Genomic DNA, 23,757 nt, shown 5'->3' with positions numbered 1-23,757 from the left:
GACCGTTGACCAGCTTCACTGACGGCTATTGGTGGTCTCCCGACGGCCTCAGGCTCCACTATCGTGACTATGCTGGCGGTGAGGACGGCCGCCCGCCGCTGCTGTGCCTTCCCGGTCTGACGCGTAATGCCCGCGATTTCGAACCCTTGGCCGATCGCCTCGCGGGCGAATGGCGCATCATCTGTCCCGACATGCGCGGCCGTTCCGAAAGCGCGCAGGCGAAGGACCCGATGACCTATGTCCCGCTAACCTACTTGCAGGACATCAGCCGCCTTTTAGCCGATCTCGCCATTACCCGTTTCGTCGCGATCGGCACCTCGCTCGGCGGCTTGATCACCATGTTGATTGCCGCGACTCACCGCGAATGGCTAGCAGGCGCGCTGTTGAACGACGTGGGGCCAAAGCTCGAACAGGCGGGGCTCGACCGCATCCGGACCTATGTCGGGGTCGGCCAGTCGCATCAAAGCTGGGTTCAGGCCGCCCGCGCGCTGGAAGAAGCCAATCGCGACATCTACCCCCGCTACGATCTTGAACAATGGCTTGCCATGGCGAAGCGCCTCTACCGGCTCAACAGCGGCGGACGCGTCGTGTTGGACTATGACATGCGCGTCGCCGAACCCCTCCGCCTGTCCGGAGGCGAGGCGGGGGTCGATCTCTGGCCTGTCATGGCGTCTTTTAATGGCATCCCCTCTCTCATCCTACGGGGCGAAAGATCGGATCTGCTCAGCGCGGCCACTGCGCAGCGCATGCTTTCGGAAATGGGGCCCAGTGCGGAGCTTGTGACAGTTCCCGATGTCGGCCACGCTCCGCTGCTCGACGAACCGGAAGCCGCTGCCGGGATCGACCGCCTGCTCGCACGAGTCCTGCATGGCTGACACCCGAAGCGGGCCGCTGCGCCTGCTGCATGTTCACGGCAGCTTTTCCCTCGGCGGCAAGGAAGCACGCGCTGTCCGTCTTATGAACCTGTGGGGCGATCGCGCCAGCCATACGATTGTCAGCGCCGCTCCTGACGCCATGGGCGCCCGGTCCGCGATCGCGCCGGGGGTAGAGGTCAGCTTCCCCGACGCGCCACCGTTGACCGGCCGCCCCGGCGCAAGCCGCTTTCGGGCGTTGGGACGCTTCCTGTCGGGCTTTGATCTTGTACTCACCTATAATTGGGGAGCTATGGACGCCGTCATGGCGCATCGCGTCTGCGCGCCTTTCCTGCGCCTGCCGCCGCTCATCCATCATGAGGACGGCTTCAATATTGAGGAGGCAGAGCGGCTCAAAACGAAGCGCAACCTCTATCGCCGACTGGCGCTCCAACGCGCCCAGGCCATAGTCGTGCCGTCCATCCGCCTGGACGAGATTGCGCGAAGAACATGGCGTCAGCCCGCGTCAAAGGTTCATCTGATCCGCAACGGGATTGATGTGGCGCGCTATGCTGGCGCCGCTCCCGGCGCCATTCCCGGCCTCGTTCGCTCGCCTAGCAAGCTGCTCGTCGGGACATTAGCCGGATTGCGCCCGGTCAAGAATATTCCTCGCCTGGTACGGGCAGTCGCGCCGCATCGTGATAAGTTGCAACTGGTGATCGTGGGCGAAGGCCCTGAGCGGGCGGCGATCCTCGCAGAGGCAGCCAAGCATGGCATCGACGATATCTGCCTGCCCGGCTTCCTTCCCGACCCCGCGCGTTTTCTCGGGCTGTTCGATATTTTCGCGCTGTCGTCCAATAGCGAACAGTTCCCGATTTCGCTGGTGGAGGCCATGGCCGCGCGGCTGCCTGTCGCGTCCACCGACGTAGGGGACGTGGCGCAAATGGTTGCCCCGGAAAATCAGCCATTTATCGCGCAGGACGAGGCTGGACTTTCGGCGGCGCTCGGTCAACTGGCCGCCAGTGCCGATCTTCGCATCCGTCTTGGCGAGGCAAATCTGCGCCGGGCGCAGCGCGACTTCGAAGAAGCTGCGATGGTCGATGCCTATGCGGGGCTTTATGGACAGGCACTATCCAGCCCTCATATTTTGCGGTAGGGCGCGCCCGTTATTCGTCATCGGTCGCGAAAGCTGCTATAGAGCGGCGTTCAGTCGACGGATGACCCAGCAGCTGTTGCGCGGGAGATTATGTTGTTCAAGGGTTTGAAGCCCATCATCTATGGTGGTCGTGAAGTCTGGCCGCTGGTCGAAGGCGGGAAGGGCGTGGCTGTGTCCAATCACGCAAGCTCCGGCGCATGGGCTGCGGCAGGGGGGATCGGCACCGTGTCCGCCGTCAATGCCGACAGCTATGACAGCATGGGCAACATCATCCCGCAAATCTATCACGGCCGCACCCGCCGCGACCGTCATGAAGAACTGGTCGCCTACGCTATCGATGGCGCCGTCGAACAGGTAAAGCGCGCCTTCGAAATTGCCGGGGGCAAGGGCGCGATCAACATTAACGTGCTTTGGGAAATGGGCGGCGCTCAGCGGGTGCTGCACGGCGTCCTGGAAAAGACCAAGGGCATGGTCGCCGGTGTCACCTGCGGCGCGGGAATGCCGTATAAGCTGAGCGAAATCGCCGCGTCCTATGGCGTCAGCTATCTTCCCATCGTCAGCTCCGGCCGCGCCTTCCGCGCGCTGTGGAAACGTGCCTATTCCAAGGCCTCGGAATGGCTGGCAGCGGTGGTCTATGAAGATCCGTGGCTGGCGGGCGGCCATAACGGCCTTTCCAACGCGGAAGACCCGCGCCAGCCGCAGGACCCCTATCCCCGCGTTCGCGATCTGCGCTCGACGATGCGTGAAGGGGGCATTTCCGACGATGTGCCGATCGTCATGGCGGGCGGCGTATGGCACCTAAAGGATTGGAACGACTGGATCGACAATCCGGAGCTAGGCGCGATCGCCTTCCAGTTCGGCACCCGTCCGCTATTGACGCAGGAAAGCCCCATTCCCGATGAGTGGAAGCAGCGCCTCACTCAGCTGGAACCCGGCGACGTGCTGCTGCATCGCTTCTCACCGACGGGTTTCTACAGCTCGGCTGTCCGCAATCCCTTCCTGCGTCAGCTGGAAGCGCGCTCGGAACGCCAGATACCGTTCAGCACGGAACAGGCGGGCGATCACACGCACCAGCTGGATGCGGGGGTCAAGGGCAAGAATTTCTGGGTGACCCGCGGCGACCTGCTGCGCGCGCGCGAATGGGTGGGACAGGGTTTCACGTCCGCGCTCAAGACGCCTGACAACACGCTTGTATTCGTCACCGAAGAAGAAAAGGCGGAAATCCGCAAGGATCAGACCGACTGCATGGGCTGCCTCAGCCAGTGCGCCTTTTCAAGCTGGATGGACAGTGAGACGAACTCGACTGGCCGTCTTGCCGATCCTCGGAGCTTCTGCATTCAGAAGTCCCTGCAAGAGGCGGTGCATGGTGGTGATCTGGACAAGAACCTCCTCTTCGCGGGCCATGGCGCGTACAAGTTCAAGCAGGACCCCTTCTATTCCAACGGTTTCGTGCCGACGGTGAAGCAGCTTGTAGACCGCATATTGACGGGCGACTGATGGCGGAAATCCAGGGATTGGCGGTGCTGGAATACCACACGCCCTATTTCGACATAGTGCGCCCGGGACAGTTCGTTTTTTGTGCGGTTTCGGGTGCACGGATCGATTTGGACGACCTCAAATATTGGAGCGCCGAGTTCCAGGAAGCATATCGCGGCCCGCTTGAGGCGACACAGTCCTTCCTCCGTCATCGCGGTATAGCGTCGGCCTGAACGGCGCCCGCACTTTTTGTTCCTTTTGACGGCGCGGTGCGTTATCCTCTTCATGCAGGCGACAAAGATCGCCGCATTTGGAAGGATGTCTAGGATGTCGCGTTTGGATGTCTATGGCGATCGGGTTTGCGTCGTCACCAGTTTCCTCATCGTAGGTTGGTTCATCTACGATATTTTCTTCGGCTGAGGCTTTTGCACAAAGCGCACTTCGCGTCTGCTAAAGCAAAGCTATGTTCCCTTTCTCAACCTTATCTGTAGAGAGGTGTGGAGCTTAACGCTCCGCGGCTTTTGAAGGATGACAGCTTGCTCCGCGTCAACAACGGCTAAAGCGCACGGCCCTATGCGACTACGCAAGGTTTCGTGTTCCTCCGGACAAGGAGAAGACGATGAAACCCCGTACCCTTATTGCACGTCGTAAGCGGCAGCACGAAACAGCCAGGGATGTCTATATCCCGCACTCTTCCTGGTCCCGCCAGCCACGAGCCGCAGCCAGCGCAGCACTCGCGCCTGAAGATTTTTGGGCGCGCCTCGGGCTCTGATCAGCGGAAAACGACGGTCTTGCTGCCGTTCAGCAGCACCCGGCGGTCGGCGATCCATCCGACCGCCCGGGCCAGCACCTGCGCCTCTATATCGCGGCCGATGCGGATCATATCCTCTGCGGTGGCGCGATGATCGACCCGTTCCACGGCCTGCTCGATGATCGGCCCCTCATCCAGATCGGCGGTCACGAAATGTGCCGTCGCGCCGATCAATTTCACGCCTCGCTCATGGGCGCGGTGATAGGGGCGGGCACCCTTGAAACCCGGCAGGAAGCTGTGGTGGATATTGACGCATCGCCCTTCCAGCCGCCCGACCAGATCTTCTGACAGGACCTGCATGTAGCGCGCGAGGATCAGATAGTCCGATCGCGTTCGTCCAAAGACATCCAGGATCGCCGCTTCCTGCCCGGCCTTATCCCCATTGGCAGGCAATTCATGATAGGGGATGCCGTGCCATTCGGTGATGCGGCGCATGTCGGGATGGTTCGATACCACGCCCATGATATCGACGGCCAATGTTCCCGTCTGCCACCGGTGCAGCAGATCGGCGAGGCAGTGCGAGCCTTTCGAAACCGCAAGCAGCATGCGCGGCTTTTCCTGCGCTCCACTGATCCGCCAGTCCATGTCGAATTCGGCGCCTGTGGCAGCGAATGCGGCCTGTAGCTCTTGCGTGTCCGACATGCGGGCATCCGTCGCTTCGAACGCCACGCGCATGAAGAAGCGTCCAGCCTCCCTGTCGGCATATTGCTGGCTATCTGTGATAAAGCCGCCCCGTTCCGCCAGGAACTGGCTGACGGCTGCAACAATGCCGACGCGGTCGGCGCACACCAGCGTCAGCACCCAGGAAGGGACAACCGAATTGTTCAAAAGGGGCCTCCGCAAATGGTCGGCAACGCCGTTGCCTTATGCCGCACCCATGATCAAGCGGTTAAAGCCACAAGACCTAGCCGCGACAGCGCAGACTACATCTTCCTCGGCATGCAATCCGCCCCCGCAGCCTTTATCGCGCCGCATAGCTTTGCCGCTTCGGCATTGCTCGCCAAAGGCCCGGCCTGCAATCGCGTCATGGCGCCACCCTTGACCAGATACAGCTGATAGACGGAAAGACCGGCTACCTTGCCGCGCAGACTGCTCCAAAGTGCCCGGGCGCGTCCTTCCTCGCTGAAGGCACCCAGTTGCACTCGCCAAGGTCCGCTAGCGGCCACCTTCGCTTCCTTCTCGACGACAGGCTTGGGCGGCGGAACTGCTGTGCTGAGTTTGGAAGGCTCAGCTTTCGTCTTGGCTGGTGAGGGCTTCTTGGCATCCCGGACAGGCGGCAAGGTAGCGCTTGCAAGAGAAGGCGTTTCCTCACGCGGAATCGGCGCGCTCGATTGGCGGCCATTGGCCTCCGACAGCGCCGCCACTTCCTTTTGCCCCATGTCCCGCGCCATGGCGAGCCCCTGCTGCCGCTGTTCAACGGGGATATATTTGTCCATCTGTTTGAGGCTCGACGTCGCCTGCGCCAGCCCTGCTGCGGATGCGCGGCTCATCAGCGCATAGGCGCGCGGCCAGTTCTTCGCCGTCAGGTCGCCGTTGAACAGCGCTGTGCCCACTATATATTGGGCGCGCGGTTCTCCCCGCATCGCTGATCGCTCAAGATAGGGCAGGGCGCTCGCCCGCTCTCCCTGCTGGAACATCAGCAGCCCCAGATTATCCTCGGCCCGTACATGGCCCTGCGCTGCGGCTTTGCGATACCAATCGAGGGCCGCCGCCATATCAACTTTGACACCCCGGCCGAGTTTGCTTGCCTGACCCATGTTGAACTGCGCATCGGGATCGCCTGCCTGGGCGAGTGGCCGCCAGAGGCTCACTGCCTTGTCATAGTCGCCTTGCTGCCAGGCATCGACGCCAGCCTTCACATCGGCAAGGGCGGGCGGCGCCAAGCTCAGCATGGTTGCTGCGGCCAAGGTGCCCCAGATGTGCTTCATGTCCATATGCTCCTGAAACAACAGCGTCACCGCAGCCTATGATTGAACAAGGTTAATGCACACTTAGCATTGAGGATGCCATTCTTGATAGTAGGCTCCCGCTGCCACCGATGTCGAAGGATGCGGGCATCTTAACCAAATTTTAGGCGCAGCCATGGCAGTCCAATGCGCAATTGGATTTTCTGGGGGAAACGCGCGTGCGCATACTCGCATTGGCATCGCAAAAGGGCGGATCGGGGAAGACCACCTTGTCTGGTCATCTGGCTGTACAGGCGCAGAGGGCCGGCGCTGGTCCGGTGGTTCTTATCGACATCGATCCCCAGGGTTCGCTGGCCGACTGGTGGAACGAGCGCGAAGCCGAGTTTCCTGCATTTGCTCAGACGACGGTCGCCCGTCTCGCGGCCGATCTTGAAATCCTGCGGCAGCAGGGTTTCAAGCTTGCCGTCATCGACACGCCTCCCGCCATTACCATGGCGATCCAGAGCGTCATTTCCGTCGCCGAACTGATCGTGGTGCCGACCCGTCCCAGTCCTCATGACCTCCGCGCCGTCGGTGCCACGGTCGACCTGTGCGATCGGGCGGGCAAGCCCCTGATTTTCGTTGTCAACGCTGCCACGCCCAAGGCGCGCATCACGTCGGAAGCCGCCGTTGCGCTTTCCCAGCATGGCACCGTCGCGCCCGTGACGCTGCACCATCGCACGGACTTTGCCGCATCGATGATCGACGGCCGTACAGTCATGGAGGTCGATCCAAACGGTCGATCGGCTGGCGAAGTCACGCAATTGTGGAGCTATGTCTCCGATCGCCTTGAAAAGAATTTCCGCCGAACGGTCTTCTCGGTCCCCAATGGGACCGCGGGCACCAGCGGCGCAGTTCGTCCGGCGACGGGTGGCTTCGGCCGCCGCGTCGTGGGCCAGTAAGGGAGGGATGACAATGGCCGAACCCAAGCCTCTCGCTTCGCTGACTTCCGGACTGCTCGCCCGGAAGGGCGCTGCCCAGCCTGCCATGCGCCGCCCCGTCATGGGCTTCGGCCAACAGGCGACAGCGGCGCTGTTGCAGGACGATCTTGGCTGGAATGACATGGGCTTCGACGTTACCGAGCCCGAGCCTGTTCCTGCCGAGCCTCGCGCCGTAGTCGGCTTGACCCCGATGACGCAGCCGCCCGCCGCAGCGCCGGTGCCCACGGTGATGGTCGAACGGGAAGAACTGGCGGAGCGCATGGAAGCAGCGGTCAAGACGATCGCTCCTGCCAAGCGCGCAGTCGCAAAAGGCCGCAAAGCCGCCTTCACCCTCCGTCTGGACGCGGACCGTCATCTGAAGCTTCGCCTTGCAAGCGCGGTCGTCGGCCGTTCCGCCCAGCAGATGGTGACCGAGGCTTTGGACAATTTTCTCGCCGCTTTGCCCGAAATCGACAAGCTCGCGCAGCAGTTGCCGCGCGACGAAGCGAAGTAAAGGATCAGCCATGAAGCGCAGCGCTCTCTCCAAGGCGGCACTTTCGTCGCTGATCGTCGGAACAACCATGGTCGGCTGCACGGGGGCAGCGTTCCGTCCCTCCGCTATTGCCGCGCCTAAGCAGGATCCGGTTCGCGCCACCGCTGCGATCGAAAAAGCGCTCGCCGGCCGGGACGGGGCGCGCGCTGTCGCAGCGGCCGAACTAGCGGTCCAGGCTGCTCCCCAGGATGCGAACTATCGGCAATTGCTTGGCCGAGCCTATATCGCGAGCGGCCGCTTCGTCTCGGCGGAAGCTGCCCTCAGCGACGCAATGACGCTCGGCAACCGGGACCCGCGCACCATCATCAGCCTGGCATTGGTCAAGGTGGCGTTGGGCAAGAATGACGCGGCTCGCGAACTGCTCGCGACAAACGCGGACGTCGTACCTGCCAGTGACTATGGTCTCGCCATGGCGATGGCGGGGGATCCGGGAGAAGGCGTCCGCATCCTGTCTGAAGCCATTCATGATCCGTCGGCGACAGCGCGGACACGCCAGAACCTCGCCTATGCCTATGCGCTGGCGGGCCGTTGGAAAGATGCGCGCGTCATGGCGGGCCTCGATCTCGATCCGCTCGCCGCCAATCAGCGCATCGCCCAGTGGGCGCAGACGGCGGCTCCTGACTTCGCACAGCAACGGATCGCTGGCCTGATGGGCGTCACTTTCGACGGCAATGATGCCGGCCAGCCCGTCGCTCTGGCTCTCGCGCCCGAGGCTGCGCCTGCTCAAATAGCTGAGGCAGCTTCGCCGGAAATGCCTGCCGCTCCCGTTGCCGAGCAGGCTACCGCTACCGAAATGGCCCAAGCGGAAGCCGTCCGACAGCCGGTTGATTTCACGCCTTATGCGGCTCCCGCGCCGGTCAATAAAGCGTCACGACTAGGGGAGAAGAGCGCCTCGGCCAGCCTCTCTACACCCATTCGCGCGGCGCAGGCGGTTCGTCAGTCGGTCCGTTTCGACGGAAAGGGCAACAGCGCGTGGGTGGTCCAACTCGGTGCTTATGCAAATACCGCGATCGCGAAGGAAAAATGGTATGAGATGGCGCGCCGCAACAGCGCGATCTCCGCTTTGCCGGTGCTGACCAGCCAGATTACCGTCAATGGCGTCAGCTATGCTCGCCTTGCCGTCAGCGGCTTCGATGATCGCGTGGAGGCGGACGCACTCTGCCGCGCCATCCGCACTCGCCGGGGTCAATGTTTCGTGCGGGAAAAGGCGCCCGGCGCAGCACCGCAGCGTTGGGCGCTCGCATCCAAGCCACGCCAGTTCGCTTCGCGCTGAACAAACACCTTTCTGATCGGATCACCTCGCCTCCCCTAGGGGGCGAGGTTTTTTGTATCACCGGCTCTGCTGGCAGCGGTAGACTGAAGCAGCCGGATCAAGCGCGATGAAGGCGCAAGCTCAGAGCGCGTACACCCTAGATTGTTGCTGATTTCCGGAGCCGCCCTAGTAGGCGAAAGTGGCTCCCCGAGTAGGACTTATTCGACATCGTTTGCGACCTGTAATTGCTGCGTTTCTGTGAAGTCGTGGGAGAGTTGGTGCCCCCGCTAGTGCCCCCAATCTTCATGTCAGCTGGGGGCACTTCTTTGCGGTCGGCTATCGATCCAGTCTTCAATTTCGGACCGCTTCCAGGCGACGCTGTGCCCCCCAAGCGAATAGTTCGGCGGGAATTCCCCGGATCTGATTCGCCGGTAGATTGTCGGCCGGCTCAGGCCGGTGGCCGCGATCACGTCGGGCAGCCGCAGATAGGTATCGCGCGTAGGCGTAATGGTATCGGCTCGGGTCACTGAATTGCCCCCCTCGGTGCTCGTTCTGCTTTCCACCGCTCAAACTCGACCTGGTGCGAGACGCACAGATGCTTCTCGGGAGCTGGAGAGCTGGCGCAGCCTCCGCAGATCGGCGCGTCGCACGTTCCGCTCTTCTTACCCGGCACCTTCCAATCGCAGAGGAACGGAGCGCGCTGGCCACATGAACAGCGCGCGCGCCGGCTTGAAGAGCAGACGATCGCTCTGCCGCCCGACGGCAAGTTGACGACGTCGCAAGGCATCAGGCGTGCACCTTCGGCCGCATGCGCTTGATCTGTTCGACCCATTCCTCGTCGGCAGCGGGATCAGCGTCTGGCTTCACTTTGCGGAAGTGAGCCGCCAGCCAGTGACGATCGCCGGGCTTGCCCTCGAAGTGCAGGAACAGGCCACCGCCGCAGACATTGGTGACGCGCAGATAGTCGCCTTCCTTCGGCGAGATGCTATCTGGCATAGAGCCGTCCGCTTTTACGCAGACGGCCAGATCACCGTGTTTCCAATCCTCGTCAGATCGCGCGAGCGCCGAGAGGATGATCGCGGCGAGAAAATTGCCCAAGCTCATCAAGCAACCTCTTCTTTTGCCGGTGTTTTCTGGCGGGGCTCGAACCGCATCAGCGGGTGGACCCAATGCTTCGCCTTGCGCAGGGCACGGGTGACCGGAGCCGTCAGTTCGCTGGCCTTCAGCTTGCTCCAGGTGCCGAACGCCATCTCGTCGACATGTGGCTCGGCCAGCGCCAAGCGCTGCGCTTTCGGCAGCAGGTCGATCAGCTCTTCAGTGGGCTCAGCATAGGTGCGGAGATCCGCGTCCCGCAGCTGGACGCCGGCGGCGAGGAGATCGTGCAGCGGCACTTGGTAGCCGGGCGCATTGAGGCTGCGCTCGAGCATGAGCCCGGCGAGGAAAGCAGCGGCCTTGTCCTTCCACACGGATGTCTCGTTGTGGAAGGCGGTGAAGGCGACCGGCAGATCCTTGAGGATCATGCTGGTGTGGTCGCGCAGCTGGGTGCGCTCCTTCTCCCAACGCATGCCGGCGATCGAGCGCTTTACATACGGCTCGGCCAACGGCCCTACTTGAGCATCATAGCCGCCGGCCAGACGCCGGGCCCCCAGCTGAAAGCCGTAGCCATCTGTGAGTTCGAACCGCAGCAGGCACCAAACGGCATAGTCCCGCCCAAAGGTGCCACCCTGTTCCGCGTCATCGAGGAGGCCGCAGCGCAGCACCTCCCGGCGTAGCGTGCGCATGACCTGGACACCGTCGGCCGTGAGGCCGTACTGATCCTTGATCGCGGCGTCGGCCTTTTGTCGCTCGCCGTAGCCATAGCTATTGTCCAGAGCCAGGCCACCTGGCCCAGGCTTCGGCATCAGTGCGCGGGCGGCTGCATTCGCCTCCGGCTTCGCGATCGGACCGGCTGACACCGGCTTGGCGGGCACGGCCGGTTTCTCCGCCTCGCGCTTCGCTTTACGGCTTGCCCACCAGAAGCGCTGCTCGAGCGAGCCGTCCTGCTCGATCTCCAAGGTGGCGAAAATGTCGCCGGCTGGTAGCGCGAGCGAACGGCGCAAGTCGATCGCCGCTTCTTCGGCCTCGAGCGGCTCGAACACGCAATCGAGCGCGGCGATGCCGTCGGCCTTCGCGGCCTGATCGAGCGTCTCATCTGCCAGCAGATGCTCGGCCCGGCTGACCAGCTCGCGGATTTCGTTCTGGATGTAGTCTGCGCGCTCGGCATCCTCGGCCGAGACGACGGCGGGCTCGACGCTGATTTCCAGGCTGCGTGCGGATCCGCCGAACTCCGCGTCGCGTGGCGGGCGCGCCTCGAAGCGCAGCACCCGACCGGGTGTGTGATTGGCGACCTGGTTGCGCAGCAGTGTGCGGGTCTTTTCCAGTTTCGCTTCGGCCAGCTGCATCAGCAGAGCCTCGTCCTCAACCCGACCGCGCTCGTCGGCCTGGTCGGCGAACAGATCGAGCTCGTATCGGCCGCCCGCATCGGCATAGGCTTTCTCGCCCACGAAGCGGAGCAGCTTGGTCAATTCGCTGTCGCCGACCTTCAGGAGCTTGCGGATCATCGTCGGCGAGCTGCTCGTCGTCGATGACAGCTGCTCAAACACCTTCAGCTGAAGATCCTGATGCTCCGTCGCGCCAAAGGCGCGCGCCTGTTCCTGGCTGATCTGTCCGGCCTCGAGCGCGGCGAAGATCGTCGGGTGCAAGCCTCCGAGCCGCGCCCAGCCCCGCACCGTCTCGATCGTCTGGCCGTTCGTTTCGGCGATCTCCTGAAGCGAGCGCCCCTTCGTGTGGGCGCGCGCCACGGCGGCATAGACTTCGTACGGCCGCAGATCGACGCGGACGAGGTTCTCCGCTAGGCTCAGTTCGCGAAGTTCGCCTTCATCGGTGATGTCGCGCACGATGACGTCAATCGAATGGTCGGCGGGCAACTTGCCTTCGGTCACAAGCATGGTGAAGGCGCGCAGGCGGCGTCCACCAGCAAGCGCGCCGTACTGCCGCTTCTTCCCCTTGCTGCTCGGCATGGGGTGAACCACCAGCGGATAAAGCTGGCCGCGTTTCAGCAGCGATTCCGCCATACCAACCACGGCGTTGGCGTCGTGCTCATTGGTGCGGCAGTTGTAAGGCGACACGCATAGATCGCCGATCGTCATCGTGGTAACGGACATGGAGCTTCTCCTGGATCTCGACTCCTTGGCAGGGAGGTTTTGGGAAGGGGCTTTCCCCGCGCCGGCACAGGGCATGGCACCGGCGCGGGGCCGCTTCGTCTGCCGGACGATATTAAGGGGGGATGCCGGCAGACTGGCGAAGGGTTCGGACGCGACCAGCGCGAGCTGGCGGCCCTCATTCGGAAATTCACGATCGAGGCGATGGCATTCGGCGCAGCTGCAAGGGCTGGCGATTGCCGGGAAGTTGCGGCCGACGCGGCTCACAGCAGAAGCCCGATCGCCGCGCCGGGATCGAAGGGCTGCTCGTAGGCGTCCGTCGCATCGAAAGCCGTGCAGCGCGGGCCGTGAATGTGATCGGTGCGCCACTCTGCCGGATATTCCGGGTCTGTGACCTGGTAGATCATCGTGTCGAGAGCGATCCAGCAGCGGCCACCATCATCGTGCGTGCAGCGGCTACACCAGCGCGCCATGAAGTCGGCGCCTTCTGAGCCGTTCGACGGGCGATAAGCGATCGCATCAGCCATGGGCGGCCTCCTGGAACAGGATGGCGCGGACCTGAGCCTTCGTGACCGAGCGGTCGATGCGGTACGCGCGCGCATGGATGCTGGCGACGCTGTCGCCTTGGGCAAACATCGCGCGCAGTTCGTCGGCCGTGTAGGGGGCGGTGCCGCGCTCGCGCTTCAGCATGTTGCCTCCTCCCGGCGCGCATCGTGGCGTGAGAGAGTGAGGAGACGACCGCGCACGCTGCTGTTGGAGCGGCCGAGGCGGCGGGTGATTTCCATGACGCTGATGCCGGTCATTTCGAGCTCGAGCAGCTGGCGATCGTCGGCCTCGGTCCAGGGGCGGCAGGGCGTGCCGTTGCGCCAGTAGATCTCGCGCGGCGCGCGCTGATGCCCACGCAAGTGGGGAGGGGCGTCGGCGCCAACGCGCATGCACTGCCAGTTGATGGACGATTTACTGATGGGCGTTCCCGCCTTCGTGAAGTGCTCGGCTATGCGGCCGAGGCCCCAACCGCGCTCGCGCAGCTCGGCCATCTCAGCCAGCTGCTCGTCAGAGAGGATGCGACGCCCGCCCATCAATCCTTGCCCAGCTGCTGGTCGATGGACTGGAGATCGGCGATCAGGGCGCGCAACCCGTCGCGGGACAGGAGCGTGGCGACCGCCTCGTCAGTCGGCTCGTCCGGGTTGCCCGCGAAAATCGCAAGCAGAACGCCGCCGACCTCTGGTGCTGGCGCCCAGCCTTTGGCCAAGCCACGGCAAATAGGCAGCGCCGTCGCGGTTCCTGGCATGAAGGCATGTGGGAAGTAGCCGTTGCCAAAATCGTCAATCAGGATGGGGCCTGCGAAAGGAGCGGATGGCTCCGATCGGTTCGCGAATTCGCCGTTGCCGAAGCGATAAGTCAGCTCACCCACGGACATCGACCGTCCCCGCGATGATGCGTTCGAGCTGGGCAGGGACGCCCGCTATGAGCCGGTTGCGGGGTGGATCGTCGAGCTGCGCAAGAGCAGAGGCGAGGCCGTTCGTGTGCGCCTGGATGAGGCCAAGCGACAGCGCGATCGGGCTGATTGCCGGATTGGAACAGATCGGCGTCAGGACGGCATTGCCTGAGGTGATGAAAGCCATGCCGAGCGTGTCGGCGACATAGGCGATCGACGCTTTGTCCTGCTCGGTCAGCTGCAGCGGCGTCATGAGCAGAGCCAATCGATGACGGTGGGCGCATATTTCGCACCAGCCAGTACCCCGGCGGCCCAAGTGCCTGCGATGAGGCCTTTGCGAATAGCGTCAATGTCGCCCGGATCAGCGGCGCGGGCAAAGCGGTGACCCAACGAAGTACGGTGCAGATGGCACCGACAGTCGAGCGGGTGAAGTTTGGTAGGGATGACTTCATGCCGCATGGGGCGAGTCCTTTCCTGTGCAGGAGGTGCAGAGATCCTCTGACGCCCAGGCGCAGCCATCATGGCTGGCGGGGTCGATGCAGGGGTCGCGATCGGAGCAGCCGCAAGTGACGCAAAGGCGCGGTGCAGGCTGAGAGCAGACGCCGTAGCTGCGCAGGTCGATCAGCTGCTGCAGCACCAGGCGGGAAATCGGGAATACATCCGCCAGCGTGGCGGCAACATCGGGGCTGATCGCCGCGATGTCCTTTTCGATGCGTTCGATCCATGCGCGTCGATCGACCTCGCCCAGGCGAGGCGACGTGCTCACCAATGCAGCAACGTCGTCAACCGACAGGCCAGCGGCCTGGCGGCGTTTGGTGAGATATGTGCCGGGGCTCATCATCATCAGGTTTCCGGGCAGCACAAAAGCCTTCCCGGAAGCGCATCGGCGCCAACGGGCGGGCGGGTGGATCAAGAGCGGGTCAAGAAATCAGGGTCGGGGGATGACCGGCCCCTCATGGAGGCTTGCGCCCCATGCGGAGCAGCAGCTCGTCCGCCTTGGTACGGACATCGAGCAATTCCTTCTGCGCCTTCGCCTCCTCGATGGGACCGGCGTCGGGCTGGGATGCCTCGAGCAAGGCCAGCTCGGCCTCGTTATTTTCGCGCATGAACTCGATCGTGGCGCGCTGCAGCTCCTGGCGATCGCCAAAGGCCTTGGCATGTGCTTCTTCGACCATGTCGCCATAGGCTTCGTAGATCGGCGCGCCGATGCCGCCAGCGGCTTGGAAGGCCACGTCGAGCTTGATTGCCGAGGGCAGGTTGATCTGCTCCTCTCGATCGACATCGCCCCACGCGCGGACGGTGCGCTCGGCATAACCGGCGACCTCCGCCATTTCGGCCCAGCCACCAGCAAGCTGACCAGCGATGCGCGCAAGGGCGGTGTCGATCGAGAGTGGGGCGCGGCGCTTTGTCATTTGCCGGCTCCCTTCCCCGGTGCGACCCAAAGGGATGAGTTGGACCTCGCGCCCGGCCAGGCAGCGGCAGATCCCGAGCGGCCGGCGCGCCCGAATAGAAGGGCCACCGCCAGCCTGACTAGGGAAGGGCTGACGGTGGCAGTGAAGACCCCTTTGTGCAGATGGCAATGGGAGCCAGGGGTCGGGGTTTGGTTGTCCCCAAAACTATAGGCTGATTGGGCGCGACGAGCGGCCGCAGGACCAATAGCGGCGAAGAGTGCCCCGATCATCCGCGTACCCCGTGCAGCTTCTCGATCGAAATCGGGGGATTTTTCAGGCCCAAGGCTACGGCGACGCGATGAGAAATTCCCCGGCGGCAGGCCCTGCGGCCAGCGAGGATTTCGTAGACGAGCCTGCGGCTGAAGCCGTGCTGGTCCGCCCATTCTGCATAGGTTGTCCCCTGCGCGATGAGACGCGCTTTGGCCTGCGCGACAGCCTCCGCGGAGAACCCGCGCCCGCTATCGCTCCGCGTTGCGGAGCCTGTTGGAGACTCGGTCATGATGTGCGATGCACCTGAACTGTGGAATTACGGTGCAAAAATTCAACAGAAGTGTGCAAAGGTCAAGCGCAAATTGTTCAACCTTGAGGAAATGACGAAGCGGCTCAGAAGCGAACGGAAGGCGCGCGGCCTTAATCAGGCTGATTTTGGTGCGTTGGGGGGCGTAGGCTTGCAAACACAGAGTCGTTACGAAAAAGGCGAAACCGAGCCGAGTGCAGCTTATTTTGCGCAGTTGGCGGAGGCCGGAGTGGACATCTCTTTTGTGCTCACAGGTGAGCGTTCCGCCGAATCACTTCCGCCTGACATTGCCTCGGTCGCTGCGCTCTTAGCGCGGATGACGCCGGAAGCGCGTGCCTCAGTCGTTCGGTTGATCGAGACCATCGCTGAACGTCCGCCTTTTCCGCCAGGACAGTACCGTTCTTACGTGTGAGGGGCACGTGCTGACCAACACGCACACATACGGGCGGGGAGGGCGCTGCTGTTAAGGGCAGAGAGCGAATACAGGGGGGAATAGATGTTCACGAACGAGTTTCTGCAGCTGCGGGTAACGCCGCAGCCGATGGCTTTCCGCACCATATCCATCATCAATGACGATGATGATGAGTTAGACGCTGCCGATCTGTCCGACCGCGATGAGGTCTCTTCTTGGGCGTGCCAGATCGTCTATGTCGACACGAAAGGTGTTGAAAGCGAGCGCCAGATCACTTGCAGCAAGCTGGACGGGTATGGTGCAGCCACACACATCCGAGCTTACTGCCATTCGCGGGAGCGGCCCCGAACCTTCAAGATCGCCAGCATTCGCGAGTTGATGGACCTGTCCACCGGCGAAGTCGTAGATGCGTTGAGCCATTTCGACATGCTTGCCGCTACCGGCGTCCTGCCATTCGAGGACAAAGGCTTCACTGCCTTCACGCAGATCGCGCTGTTCATGGCCAAGTGCGACGGGAGCTTTCATCCAATGGAAGCCGATGCCTTCGAAGCGGCGATAACCGCGTACGTCATGCGGTTCGGCGGCGACGATGCCATGATCGAAACCACATTACGTCGCAGCCGGGCGATCGCCCCAGACGGCCGTGACGTATTGCTGGCAGTGAAGCGGCTAAAGTCGTCGCCGATCGGCAAGCAGGTTTCGCGGCTGATCCTAGATCATAGCAGCCTCATCATGGACGCTGATGGTCAGCATCACAGCAGCGAAATCGGTTGGGCGTTGGAGTTGAGTGACGCGCTAAAGGCGCAGGTGCAGTCGTGAAGATCTGGGGAATTTCGTTGATCGCCCTGGGCGCGATCGTTGCGCTGGTGGCGCTTACCTTGATGCCTTCGACTGTGAGCACCGAAGAAATGACCACCTTGCCGTACACGGGATCGGTCATCGGTTCAGGTCGCTACACCGAAACGTACAACATGCCGCGCGCGCAGTTGCGAGAGCTCGTCTTCCATAGCGGCGGCTTCGTGTTCCTCGCGGGCGTTCTACTGTTCGTCGGAGGCGCGCTGGAGGAGCTGTTCAAGACGGCGGTCGGAACTGGGATGCGCCCACTTGCGGAAGTGTCAGGTGACAGTTCCAGCACGTCGGAAGATCCAGTTCCAATGGCGCGGCCGAGCTCATCGCCGGCTGTTCTGCCGCCGATATCCGACGAGGCACTCGAGGCGGAAGCGCTGCGCAACAAGGAAATGATGGCCTGGGTCTTTGGCACGATCCTCGTCGTTAGCATGCTCGTGTTCGGCTTGACGCAACTGTACGGGCCGAAGTGAACAATCTTCGCTTGTCGTTCCTGCCTGTCGTTGCGCTGGGTCTAATGGCAGCCGCGAACGGCGCGGCCTCGTCAGGTCGGCCGGGGAAGGGTATTCGCCATGGTGCCAGCGGGCCCATAGCGGGTGCCCCGAGCGAACGCGGCCATGGAGGAAACGAGGCGGCGGATTTCACGCTTCTCAACGATGCCACCACCAAGGCAGACAAGGCCAGGGAGGATGAGCGGCGGCGGACAGAAGTCCAGTCACAACAGGAGTCCGCAAAATGGGCGTTCGGCTCCATGATCATAGCTGCGTTCGGTCTGCTGATCACCTTCGTCGCAACGATATTTCTTGCCTACCAGCTCTATCTAACTCGACGAGCGATGAGGGATACTCAGGGGGCGTTGATTGCAGCCAGAGAAGCGAACGATATCGCTCGGGATAATGCTTATGCTGATCGGCGTCCCTGGCTAAAGATCACTGACATCAAATTCGATGTCATCAACTTCGTGAATGGTCAGTGCGTTCTCCTGATGGACGTTCAACTGACAAATTATGGCACCACGCCCGTCCTCAGCGGCTGCCTAGATTGCAAAACTGCCAGGCTCTCGGATCAGCCAACTGTGATCCAGTTTCTTCGCGGTGAAGAAGGCGGGGCGGGTCGCCAAAGAACCGGGGATTTCGCGCCCGGAGAGGTTAAGAGCGTGCGGATCATCGTGTTCCAGGACATCGATCAAATGGTTGAGAGGAAGAGCGGCCTCATCGCAGCCGGGTTTCTCCTTCGCTACCGTTCGCCGGAGCGGGAGGAGGAGCATCAGCTCGCCCAACTGTGGCATTTCGGTCAAAGGATCTTCCTGGGATCGCTTCAACCGTTTTCATACGATGACTTCATCGCCGGAAAGGTTGAGCTCGTGCCGCAATGCCGCGACACCATTAGGATGACCTGATCAGCATGGTACGTCTTGTCACTCTGCTGATCTTCGCATTCAGCCTAGTAGCGGCTGGGCAACAGATCGGCGATCGTCGTCACCAGCAGGTGAATGCCCAGCCACAGCAGAAGGATGCTCACGCCCCAAAGGCGAGCCATGTCCCAGCGGCTGTCGCTCCGGTCCCCGATCGTACAGTAGGCGTTCCCGAGAAGGTGAATTGCGACGAGAAGAACGACGATCGCCGCAGTGAGCTGTGCGCTCAGTGGAAGGCTGTCGATGCCGCTCGCGAAAGTCTGCATTACGCGTTTCTCTCCAACATCATCGCGGCTGCCGTTGGCTTCATTAGCACCCTTCTGCTGGTGTGGACATTGTTGGAGACCCGTCTCACTAGTCGCCGAGAGCTGCGCGCCTATGTCTCCGCCAAGCCGGGGACGCTGCAGCATTTCCGATTTCCTGACGGGAGCGAGCGCGTCCGCTTCACCTTCATGCTGCGCAACGGCGGATCCACACCGGCATATGGACTGGTGCACATGGGGTCGGGCGCTGTCCTGACCGAGGCCGAAGCGGAGCAGCATGCCACACGTTCTTGGGAAGACTTGCCAAAGATCGGGCGACCCAACGCAATGGTCGTGCATGGTGGAGAGGAAGCTGAAGGCGAGATCGATCCTCCCAACGCGATCACGACGGATCAGCTGAAGGCGCTTCGCAGCGGCCAGGCCGAGCTCTACATCTTCGGCGTCATTCTTTACCGCGACACATTCCGAACGAAGCGGAGGACGAAGTTCTGCTATGTGCTCGATGCCGACGAGTTCAAGCGAGGAGAAGCAGCGGCCGCAAAAAGCCCTGGGGAGCCGCGGCCGATGGCTTGGGCTCTGGCGCCGTTCGGAAACGACGCCACATAGGCATCTTCTGGATTTTTAATGCTTTTCCCCATATGTTCTTCCCTCACAGGGAGGCACCCTCAATGGGGATCATGGAAGACATACCCCGCCTGTCGCCGGTTATGGCGAGCAGGAAGCTGCAAGTGCTGGCGTTCATCCGTCGATATCATGAAGAGCATGGCGTCGGCCCATCCCTAAGCGAAATCGCAGCTGCCGTGGGCACGAACCGGTCGCGCGTCCAGGATGCGATCCGCAAGCTCGAGCGAGAGCAGCGGCTCCATCGCGTTCCAGGGAAGACCCGCGGCGTGACGCCGATCGGCAGCCATGAGGAAGCGCTGCGCCAGCTGCAGGCGCTGGGCTATGTCGTCAATCCCGGCCGGTTGGAGATTATCCATCCGGATGCGCTGCCGCTCCTCGACATTGAGGAGAATGCGGAGGGGGCAAGCGAACCGGAAACGAGAGGGGCAATCGGTGCACGACATTAAGGACGTTCGCCGTGCGAACATGGCGAAGGCGCGCGACAATGCCTATGCCGACGCCGAGCAACGCGTGCGCTTCCAGGCCAGCTTTGCGGAGAAGATGCTCAATGCGCTGATGGTTGCCAATGGCGGGGCGATCGTCGGGCTGTTCACCTTCATCGGCAACCTGGTCGGGAAGAAGGGGTCGCCGATCGTCTTCTCCGTCACGCCGCTATGGGTGGCGTTCGCCTTGTTCGTGCTGGGCCTTGGCTTGACGCTGGCCGCGCACCTGTTCGCGTTCCTGTCGCAGCAGATGTTCTACTATCAGGCGATCGCCGAGGCTGAGCGGTTTGAGCGTGGGCTTATGACTGACGAGCCTGAGGCGGATCGCTCTAAGGAGGAGGCGCATAACCGGAGTGGCGGCCGACACTATATGACCGGGCTCGGACTTGCCTTCTTCAGCATCCTCTTCTTCGTCGTCGGGTGCGGATCGGCCTTGTTCGGGTTGCTCCCGCGCTAGCCGTTACAAATGCGAGCCTGCCGCTGATCCCCGCGCACGCGCATGATGCGCGCGAGCAGGGAGATATCGGACATGGCGAAGGCCAGGGGCGCGAAGTCCAACAGCATTGAAGCGCAACGCAGCCGGGCGCAGACGCAACGTCGGACGGCCTGGGCGCAACGCCACCCACGCAAAGCAGCGGAAGAGCGCGCCTTGCGGAAGGAGCGGGCTGATCTGCAACGCGACTTTGCGCACAAGCGCCACGGCACGCCCGAAACGCACCATCATGCCAGCAAGGTTCGCCAGGGCGCGATCGCGCGACTCTACAACAGCGGCAGACTGGCGATCGAAGAGGTTGCCTGGGCGCAGGAGATCCGCACGGTGGCGGAGCGCATCGGCGCCGACGTGGCGGTGAGCACCGCAAGCCTCGAAACCCGCGTCGATACAAGCCGACATGGCGACGTGTTCTGGGAGGCGCTCGGCGCGGTGCGCGCCGAGGTCGCCTACTCCCGGTGGCGGGCGCAGCTGGGCGGCCGCGCCGCGATCGCGCTGGACATTATTGTGGCCGATGCCGCGGTGACCGACGTCGCCCGGCGGTACCGGGTTTCGGCGAGGAAGGCGGGTGCGTTTCTGGAGGAGGCGCTCGGCCTTTGGGGGCGGCTGATCCAGCAGGCATACAAGGAGATCGACGCAGCCACGCTTGCCGCCGCACAGGCCGGGATCCTCTAAACGGCTTGTCATCTCGCTAGTCGTTCTCTTTATGTTCACATTATGCGACTCGCTCAGGAACATCTCATCTTCAAAGCGCTCTGCGTTCTGGATGACGCGGTGGACCAGGCGCAGCAGGCGCCGGTCCAGCCCGCCCCGGGCCTTCGATTTGCCCTGGCATATCTCTGGTCAGTCAGCCGCTCTTCCGATCAGCGCAGTTTCGTGAGCTTCTGGCGGTCTGCGGTGGGAAAGGAACGAGGCGGACGCAGCGATCATGTTGAAGACATAGCGCGGTTCAATGAGGTGCGAGCCAGTTTCTCCAGCATTGCTCGTTCGGTCGGCTTTGAGCCGACAGTGGCGTTCCACGACGCACTGCGTAGGGCGCGAGGGCTGACTACCTATCCCTCTCTGGAAGAAAGATTGGGACCGTTACAAAATCGAGCCTCCCCAAACGGTCATGTTAGCGGCAAATCCGACCCCGCATGAATTGCGTCTTGAGCCCGTCGACCCCGGTCGGTGGGCTTTTCTGCGTCGATGGAGGCGCTGCCATGGCCAAGCCTACCCGGCCGTCGATCCCTGATCAGCTCGAGCGAGCCAGCTTTGAGTTCGACCTGCTGATCCGCGATGCCCGCAACATTCGCCATGCGCGTGACTATGACGCGCTGGAGGAGCGGGCCCAAGCCATCGCCGCCTCCATCGTCGCACCGTTTCGCGGAAGCTGGGCGCCATCAGCGCCGCCGCTTTGGATCGAGACGCGCGGTGACAAGTCCAGTGCCCTGTTCTGATCGGAGACGTGCCATGACGGTAAATTTGGATGCGCTCCGCCGCGAGGCGGGCGGGCCAGGAGAAGAGCGGGTGCTTGTCACTCGCCGGTTCCTTGCCGCGCTGGTCAATCAGCTCGACGCGAAAGTCGTTCTGGACGTCGATCCGTCCATCATGTCGGGGCGCCCGACACGATGAAGCGCGTTACAAGGGCGACACAGCGAGCGCCCCAGAGCGACCAGGCGACGGCGCTGTGTCAAATCAGTCTGGTGCGCGCATGAGCACCGGTGCTGAAGGCTCGGCAACGCCGCCCGCCGGTCGTCGCGAGATTGATGGCTCGGTCTACTGGACCAACGCCGATGGCGGGCTGATCCCCGACGTCGCCGTGAAGTCGATCGACAAGCTCCAGGATGAGCTGGTCCGCAAGATCGTCGGCTTCGCCCTTCCGCTATCGGCGCAGGTGGCGCGCTTCCGGCAGCACAGCTTTGATGACGTTGACGGCTTCGTCGCCCTCCTCGAACAGGAATATCAGGCGAAGCGCGGCGGATCGAAGGGCAACCTGACCTTCACCTCCTATGACGGCCTGATGATGATCAAGGTCGCCGTCGCTGATGCGATCCTGTTCGGTCCGGAGCTGCAGGTGGCGAAGGGCATCGTGGACGAATGTCTGCGCGAATGGTCCGCCGAAAGCCGCGCCGAGATCCGCACGCTGATCACCCGCGCCTTTGACGTGGACAGCCAAGGGCGCATCAACCGCTCCGCGCTGTTCTCGCTGCTCCGCCTCGAGATCTCCGACCCGCGCTGGGAGAAGGCGATGACCGCCATCCGCGACAGCATCAGGATCGTTGGATCGAAGCGATACATCCGCATGTATCAGCGCCCCAACGCGCAGGCGGTGTGGCAACCCATCGCTATTGACGTGTCGGCGGCATGAGTTTCGTCGATATGGCCGTCGATCGACTGAAGCGCGAGTTGGAGCGCTCGGCCGAGGCGGCTGGTTGCACGATCGACTTCATTGGCGAGGGCTCCGGCCCGGTCAATCATCCACGCTATGACCGGGTCGACCACAGTTTCTCCATGCAGGTCGAAGGCCCGGCCAATAATGCTTGGCTGGATACGCTGGACGATGATGCTCTCTATGTTCCAGGCTTCGTTCTGGTCGACCTGGACGTCTACAATATCGAGGCGTCTGGCAGCGGCGTGATCGCTGATCTCTCTGTGACGACAGTTCGCGAGGCTTGAATGCCGACGCAAGCGCCGCGCTTCCGCCCAGCTGGTTGGCGTCCGCCGGAACCTTGGGCGACCAGCAAGGGCAAGAGCCGGCAGCAGCGCGGCTATGGCGCCGAGCACGACGCCATCCGCAAGCAGGTGCTGATCGAAGAGCCTTACTGCAGGCAGTGCGTCGCTGACGGCGTGGTGCCTCCTCGGCCGACTGCCGTCGCCGATCACATCGCCAACCAGGCGGAAGGCGGCAAGACGGTGCGGTCGAACTATCAGGGCCTGTGCTGGCCGCACAGCAAGGCCAAGACCGCGCGCGAATCTGCGCGAGGCAGGCGGCGCGGCGGCTGACCCCCGCCAGCCCGGGGTGGTGCCTGCGGGTCGCCCGCCGAGGGCGGCGAGGCCCGGCCGGGGAGGGGGAGGGATGGTTTTGGGGGCAAACCCCCTGCCAGGACCGCACGTCAGGCATTTTCTTACGCGGTCAAAATCAAAGGGTAAAAAGTGAGGGCCCGGGATGGCAAGAGGTGGATCCCGGTCCGGTGCCGGTCGCAAGCGTAAAGATCCTGCGTTGAAGGAAGTGCAGGGCACATATCGCGCCGATCGCGACGCGAAAGTCAATGAGGACGTGCCGCTCGGTCCAATGATCGCACCACTGCATCTTTCGGATATCGAGCGGCAGCATTTCGCAGCGATCGCGCAAATTCTTGAAGCGCAGAAGCGCGCAAGTCCGCACTACGCGGATCATGTCGGGCTGCTGGCGCTGCGCCTGTCTCAGATCGCCCGCTATCAGGCTGTGCTCGAGGTGGAAGGCGACACCTTCAAGAGCAAAACCAGCAAGAAGATCGAGGGTAAGGAGGTCGTCTTTGAGATGATCCGCGCCCGACCAGAAGTGGCCATGCTGTCAGAGGCACTGCGCCACGCTCAATCGCTTCTTGGCGAGTTGATGCTCAATCCGTCCGCCGCGCTGAAGCTGGCTACCGGCCACAAGCAGCAGCAGGACAACGAGTTCAACGGCTTCTAA

Annotated in this window: 35 protein-coding genes; 21 read left to right on the top strand and 14 right to left on the bottom strand. The window is 62.7% G+C overall.

Translation table 11 applies throughout. The features are described from left to right. Positions 1 to 5: 5 nt before the first annotated feature. The 4 genes from SPHS8_RS04275 to SPHS8_RS04260 all read left to right on the top strand — a co-directional run bounded on the left by SPHS8_RS04275 (position 6) and on the right by SPHS8_RS04260 (position 3,716). Positions 6 to 875, top strand: coding sequence for an alpha/beta fold hydrolase (locus SPHS8_RS04275; RefSeq protein ID WP_201514256.1), 870 nt, complete (start codon positions 6 to 8; stop codon positions 873 to 875). Beyond that, positions 868 to 2,007, top strand: a complete 1,140-nt coding sequence (locus tag SPHS8_RS04270; RefSeq protein WP_201514255.1) for a glycosyltransferase — start codon at positions 868 to 870, stop codon at positions 2,005 to 2,007. The genes SPHS8_RS04275 and SPHS8_RS04270 overlap by 8 nt, the downstream gene beginning before the upstream one ends. A 93-nt stretch (positions 2,008 to 2,100) precedes the next feature. Then, on the top strand, positions 2,101 to 3,504 hold the full coding sequence (locus SPHS8_RS04265; RefSeq protein WP_201514254.1) for an NAD(P)H-dependent flavin oxidoreductase: 1,404 nt from the start codon (positions 2,101 to 2,103) through the stop codon (positions 3,502 to 3,504). After that, positions 3,504 to 3,716, top strand: a complete 213-nt coding sequence (locus SPHS8_RS04260; protein WP_201514253.1) for a DUF2093 domain-containing protein — start codon at positions 3,504 to 3,506, stop codon at positions 3,714 to 3,716. Before SPHS8_RS04265 ends, SPHS8_RS04260 begins: the two co-directional genes overlap by 1 nt. A 539-nt stretch (positions 3,717 to 4,255) precedes the next feature. Here SPHS8_RS04260 and purU read toward each other — a convergent pair. Both purU and SPHS8_RS04250 read right to left on the bottom strand, forming a co-directional pair. Continuing rightward, the gene (gene purU / locus SPHS8_RS04255; protein WP_380800659.1) at positions 4,256 to 5,095 is read right to left on the bottom strand and encodes a formyltetrahydrofolate deformylase; all 840 of its coding nucleotides are present in this window, start codon (positions 5,093 to 5,095) and stop codon (positions 4,256 to 4,258) included. A 122-nt stretch (positions 5,096 to 5,217) separates the two neighbouring features. Further along, positions 5,218 to 6,228: an SPOR domain-containing protein gene (locus SPHS8_RS04250; protein WP_201514241.1), complete on the bottom strand. Its 1,011-nt coding sequence runs from the start codon at positions 6,226 to 6,228 to the stop codon at positions 5,218 to 5,220. Positions 6,229 to 6,419: 191 nt separating this feature from the next. Here SPHS8_RS04250 and SPHS8_RS04245 point away from each other — a divergent pair, with 191 nt between their 5' ends. From SPHS8_RS04245 to SPHS8_RS04235, 3 genes are read left to right on the top strand one after another with little or no spacing between them, the layout of a single operon-like run. Continuing rightward, positions 6,420 to 7,142, top strand: coding sequence for a ParA family protein (locus tag SPHS8_RS04245; protein ID WP_097092796.1), 723 nt, complete (start codon positions 6,420 to 6,422; stop codon positions 7,140 to 7,142). Between the two features lie 13 nt (positions 7,143 to 7,155). Then, positions 7,156 to 7,674, top strand: a complete 519-nt coding sequence (locus SPHS8_RS04240) for a hypothetical protein (RefSeq protein ID WP_201514238.1) — start codon at positions 7,156 to 7,158, stop codon at positions 7,672 to 7,674. A gap of 10 nt (positions 7,675 to 7,684) precedes the next feature. Then, positions 7,685 to 8,986, top strand: a complete 1,302-nt coding sequence (locus SPHS8_RS04235) for an SPOR domain-containing protein (RefSeq protein WP_201514235.1) — start codon at positions 7,685 to 7,687, stop codon at positions 8,984 to 8,986. A 287-nt stretch (positions 8,987 to 9,273) separates the two neighbouring features. Here SPHS8_RS04235 and SPHS8_RS20650 read toward each other — a convergent pair whose 3' ends face one another. From SPHS8_RS20650 to SPHS8_RS04175, 12 genes are all read right to left on the bottom strand, one after another. Next, positions 9,274 to 9,492, bottom strand: a complete 219-nt coding sequence (locus tag SPHS8_RS20650; RefSeq protein WP_201514231.1) for a helix-turn-helix transcriptional regulator — start codon at positions 9,490 to 9,492, stop codon at positions 9,274 to 9,276. A gap of 259 nt (positions 9,493 to 9,751) precedes the next feature. Continuing rightward, positions 9,752 to 10,069: a hypothetical protein gene (locus tag SPHS8_RS04225; protein ID WP_201514230.1), complete on the bottom strand. Its 318-nt coding sequence runs from the start codon at positions 10,067 to 10,069 to the stop codon at positions 9,752 to 9,754. Continuing rightward, positions 10,069 to 12,168, bottom strand: coding sequence for a ParB/RepB/Spo0J family partition protein (locus SPHS8_RS04220; protein WP_201514228.1), 2,100 nt, complete (start codon positions 12,166 to 12,168; stop codon positions 10,069 to 10,071). Before SPHS8_RS04220 ends, SPHS8_RS04225 begins: the two co-directional genes overlap by 1 nt. Before the next feature lie 260 nt (positions 12,169 to 12,428). Next, positions 12,429 to 12,692: a hypothetical protein gene (locus tag SPHS8_RS04215; protein ID WP_201514227.1), complete on the bottom strand. Its 264-nt coding sequence runs from the start codon at positions 12,690 to 12,692 to the stop codon at positions 12,429 to 12,431. After that, positions 12,685 to 12,855 (bottom strand): hypothetical protein, encoded by a 171-nt coding sequence (locus SPHS8_RS04210; RefSeq protein ID WP_201514226.1) that lies wholly within the window; start codon positions 12,853 to 12,855, stop codon positions 12,685 to 12,687. The genes SPHS8_RS04215 and SPHS8_RS04210 overlap by 8 nt, the downstream gene beginning before the upstream one ends. After that, positions 12,849 to 13,244: a hypothetical protein gene (locus SPHS8_RS04205; RefSeq protein WP_201514225.1), complete on the bottom strand. Its 396-nt coding sequence runs from the start codon at positions 13,242 to 13,244 to the stop codon at positions 12,849 to 12,851. The genes SPHS8_RS04210 and SPHS8_RS04205 overlap by 7 nt, the downstream gene beginning before the upstream one ends. Further along, on the bottom strand, positions 13,244 to 13,456 hold the full coding sequence (locus SPHS8_RS20335) for a hypothetical protein (protein WP_236574955.1): 213 nt from the start codon (positions 13,454 to 13,456) through the stop codon (positions 13,244 to 13,246). The genes SPHS8_RS04205 and SPHS8_RS20335 overlap by 1 nt, the downstream gene beginning before the upstream one ends. A 115-nt stretch (positions 13,457 to 13,571) precedes the next feature. Then, complete coding sequence (locus tag SPHS8_RS04195) at positions 13,572 to 13,856, bottom strand: hypothetical protein (RefSeq protein WP_201514221.1); 285 nt, start codon at positions 13,854 to 13,856, stop codon at positions 13,572 to 13,574. Then, complete coding sequence (locus SPHS8_RS04190) at positions 13,853 to 14,062, bottom strand: hypothetical protein (RefSeq protein ID WP_201514219.1); 210 nt, start codon at positions 14,060 to 14,062, stop codon at positions 13,853 to 13,855. The genes SPHS8_RS04195 and SPHS8_RS04190 overlap by 4 nt, the downstream gene beginning before the upstream one ends. Further along, positions 14,052 to 14,447 carry a helix-turn-helix domain-containing protein gene (locus tag SPHS8_RS04185; RefSeq protein ID WP_236574954.1) on the bottom strand — a complete coding sequence of 132 codons (396 nt, stop codon included), beginning with the start codon at positions 14,445 to 14,447 and terminating at the stop codon, positions 14,052 to 14,054. Before SPHS8_RS04185 ends, SPHS8_RS04190 begins: the two co-directional genes overlap by 11 nt. A 109-nt stretch (positions 14,448 to 14,556) precedes the next feature. Then, the gene (locus SPHS8_RS04180; protein WP_201514216.1) at positions 14,557 to 15,015 is read right to left on the bottom strand and encodes a hypothetical protein; all 459 of its coding nucleotides are present in this window, start codon (positions 15,013 to 15,015) and stop codon (positions 14,557 to 14,559) included. Positions 15,016 to 15,280: 265 nt separating this feature from the next. Further along, positions 15,281 to 15,553 carry a DNA-binding protein gene (locus SPHS8_RS04175; RefSeq protein ID WP_201514214.1) on the bottom strand — a complete coding sequence of 91 codons (273 nt, stop codon included), beginning with the start codon at positions 15,551 to 15,553 and terminating at the stop codon, positions 15,281 to 15,283. Here SPHS8_RS04175 and SPHS8_RS04170 point away from each other — a divergent pair. The 14 genes from SPHS8_RS04170 (at position 15,552) to SPHS8_RS04105 (ending at position 23,757) form a co-directional block, all read left to right on the top strand. Further along, positions 15,552 to 15,983 (top strand): helix-turn-helix domain-containing protein, encoded by a 432-nt coding sequence (locus SPHS8_RS04170; protein ID WP_201514212.1) that lies wholly within the window; start codon positions 15,552 to 15,554, stop codon positions 15,981 to 15,983. The two genes, SPHS8_RS04175 and SPHS8_RS04170, sit on opposite strands and share 2 nt — an antisense overlap. Positions 15,984 to 16,067: 84 nt before the next feature. Beyond that, on the top strand, positions 16,068 to 16,802 hold the full coding sequence (locus tag SPHS8_RS04165) for a tellurite resistance TerB family protein (RefSeq protein ID WP_201514211.1): 735 nt from the start codon (positions 16,068 to 16,070) through the stop codon (positions 16,800 to 16,802). Then, on the top strand, positions 16,799 to 17,302 hold the full coding sequence (locus tag SPHS8_RS04160; protein WP_201514210.1) for a hypothetical protein: 504 nt from the start codon (positions 16,799 to 16,801) through the stop codon (positions 17,300 to 17,302). The genes SPHS8_RS04165 and SPHS8_RS04160 overlap by 4 nt, the downstream gene beginning before the upstream one ends. An 11-nt stretch (positions 17,303 to 17,313) precedes the next feature. Then, positions 17,314 to 18,228 (top strand): hypothetical protein, encoded by a 915-nt coding sequence (locus SPHS8_RS04155; RefSeq protein WP_236574953.1) that lies wholly within the window; start codon positions 17,314 to 17,316, stop codon positions 18,226 to 18,228. 5 nt (positions 18,229 to 18,233) lie between these two features. Next, positions 18,234 to 19,112 (top strand): hypothetical protein, encoded by an 879-nt coding sequence (locus tag SPHS8_RS04150; protein ID WP_201514208.1) that lies wholly within the window; start codon positions 18,234 to 18,236, stop codon positions 19,110 to 19,112. A gap of 62 nt (positions 19,113 to 19,174) precedes the next feature. Further along, complete coding sequence (locus SPHS8_RS04145) at positions 19,175 to 19,576, top strand: LexA family protein (RefSeq protein ID WP_201514206.1); 402 nt, start codon at positions 19,175 to 19,177, stop codon at positions 19,574 to 19,576. Next, the gene (locus SPHS8_RS04140; protein ID WP_201514204.1) at positions 19,563 to 20,069 is read left to right on the top strand and encodes a hypothetical protein; all 507 of its coding nucleotides are present in this window, start codon (positions 19,563 to 19,565) and stop codon (positions 20,067 to 20,069) included. The genes SPHS8_RS04145 and SPHS8_RS04140 overlap by 14 nt, the downstream gene beginning before the upstream one ends. Before the next feature lie 72 nt (positions 20,070 to 20,141). Beyond that, the gene (locus SPHS8_RS04135) at positions 20,142 to 20,777 is read left to right on the top strand and encodes a hypothetical protein (protein ID WP_236574952.1); all 636 of its coding nucleotides are present in this window, start codon (positions 20,142 to 20,144) and stop codon (positions 20,775 to 20,777) included. A gap of 527 nt (positions 20,778 to 21,304) precedes the next feature. Continuing rightward, positions 21,305 to 21,541: a hypothetical protein gene (locus SPHS8_RS04130; RefSeq protein ID WP_201514202.1), complete on the top strand. Its 237-nt coding sequence runs from the start codon at positions 21,305 to 21,307 to the stop codon at positions 21,539 to 21,541. A 13-nt stretch (positions 21,542 to 21,554) separates the two neighbouring features. Then, entirely contained in the window at positions 21,555 to 21,716 is a 162-nt protein-coding gene (locus SPHS8_RS04125; protein WP_201514200.1) for a hypothetical protein, read from the top strand. 79 nt (positions 21,717 to 21,795) lie between these two features. Then, positions 21,796 to 22,452 (top strand): DUF3164 family protein, encoded by a 657-nt coding sequence (locus tag SPHS8_RS04120; protein ID WP_201514199.1) that lies wholly within the window; start codon positions 21,796 to 21,798, stop codon positions 22,450 to 22,452. Continuing rightward, positions 22,449 to 22,760 carry a hypothetical protein gene (locus SPHS8_RS04115; RefSeq protein ID WP_201514198.1) on the top strand — a complete coding sequence of 104 codons (312 nt, stop codon included), beginning with the start codon at positions 22,449 to 22,451 and terminating at the stop codon, positions 22,758 to 22,760. The genes SPHS8_RS04120 and SPHS8_RS04115 overlap by 4 nt, the downstream gene beginning before the upstream one ends. Then, positions 22,761 to 23,087 carry an HNH endonuclease gene (locus SPHS8_RS04110; RefSeq protein ID WP_201514197.1) on the top strand — a complete coding sequence of 109 codons (327 nt, stop codon included), beginning with the start codon at positions 22,761 to 22,763 and terminating at the stop codon, positions 23,085 to 23,087. A gap of 226 nt (positions 23,088 to 23,313) precedes the next feature. Next, a complete protein-coding gene (locus SPHS8_RS04105; protein ID WP_236575007.1) occupies positions 23,314 to 23,757 on the top strand; it encodes a P27 family phage terminase small subunit in 444 nt (147 codons plus the stop codon).

The sequence above is a fragment of the Sphingobium sp. S6 genome (assembly GCF_905120495.1).
Lineage (GTDB): Bacteria > Pseudomonadota > Alphaproteobacteria > Sphingomonadales > Sphingomonadaceae > Sphingobium > Sphingobium agri.
Note: the sequence above shows the minus strand (reverse complement) of the source record. Positions and strands in the feature narration are given on the sequence as shown.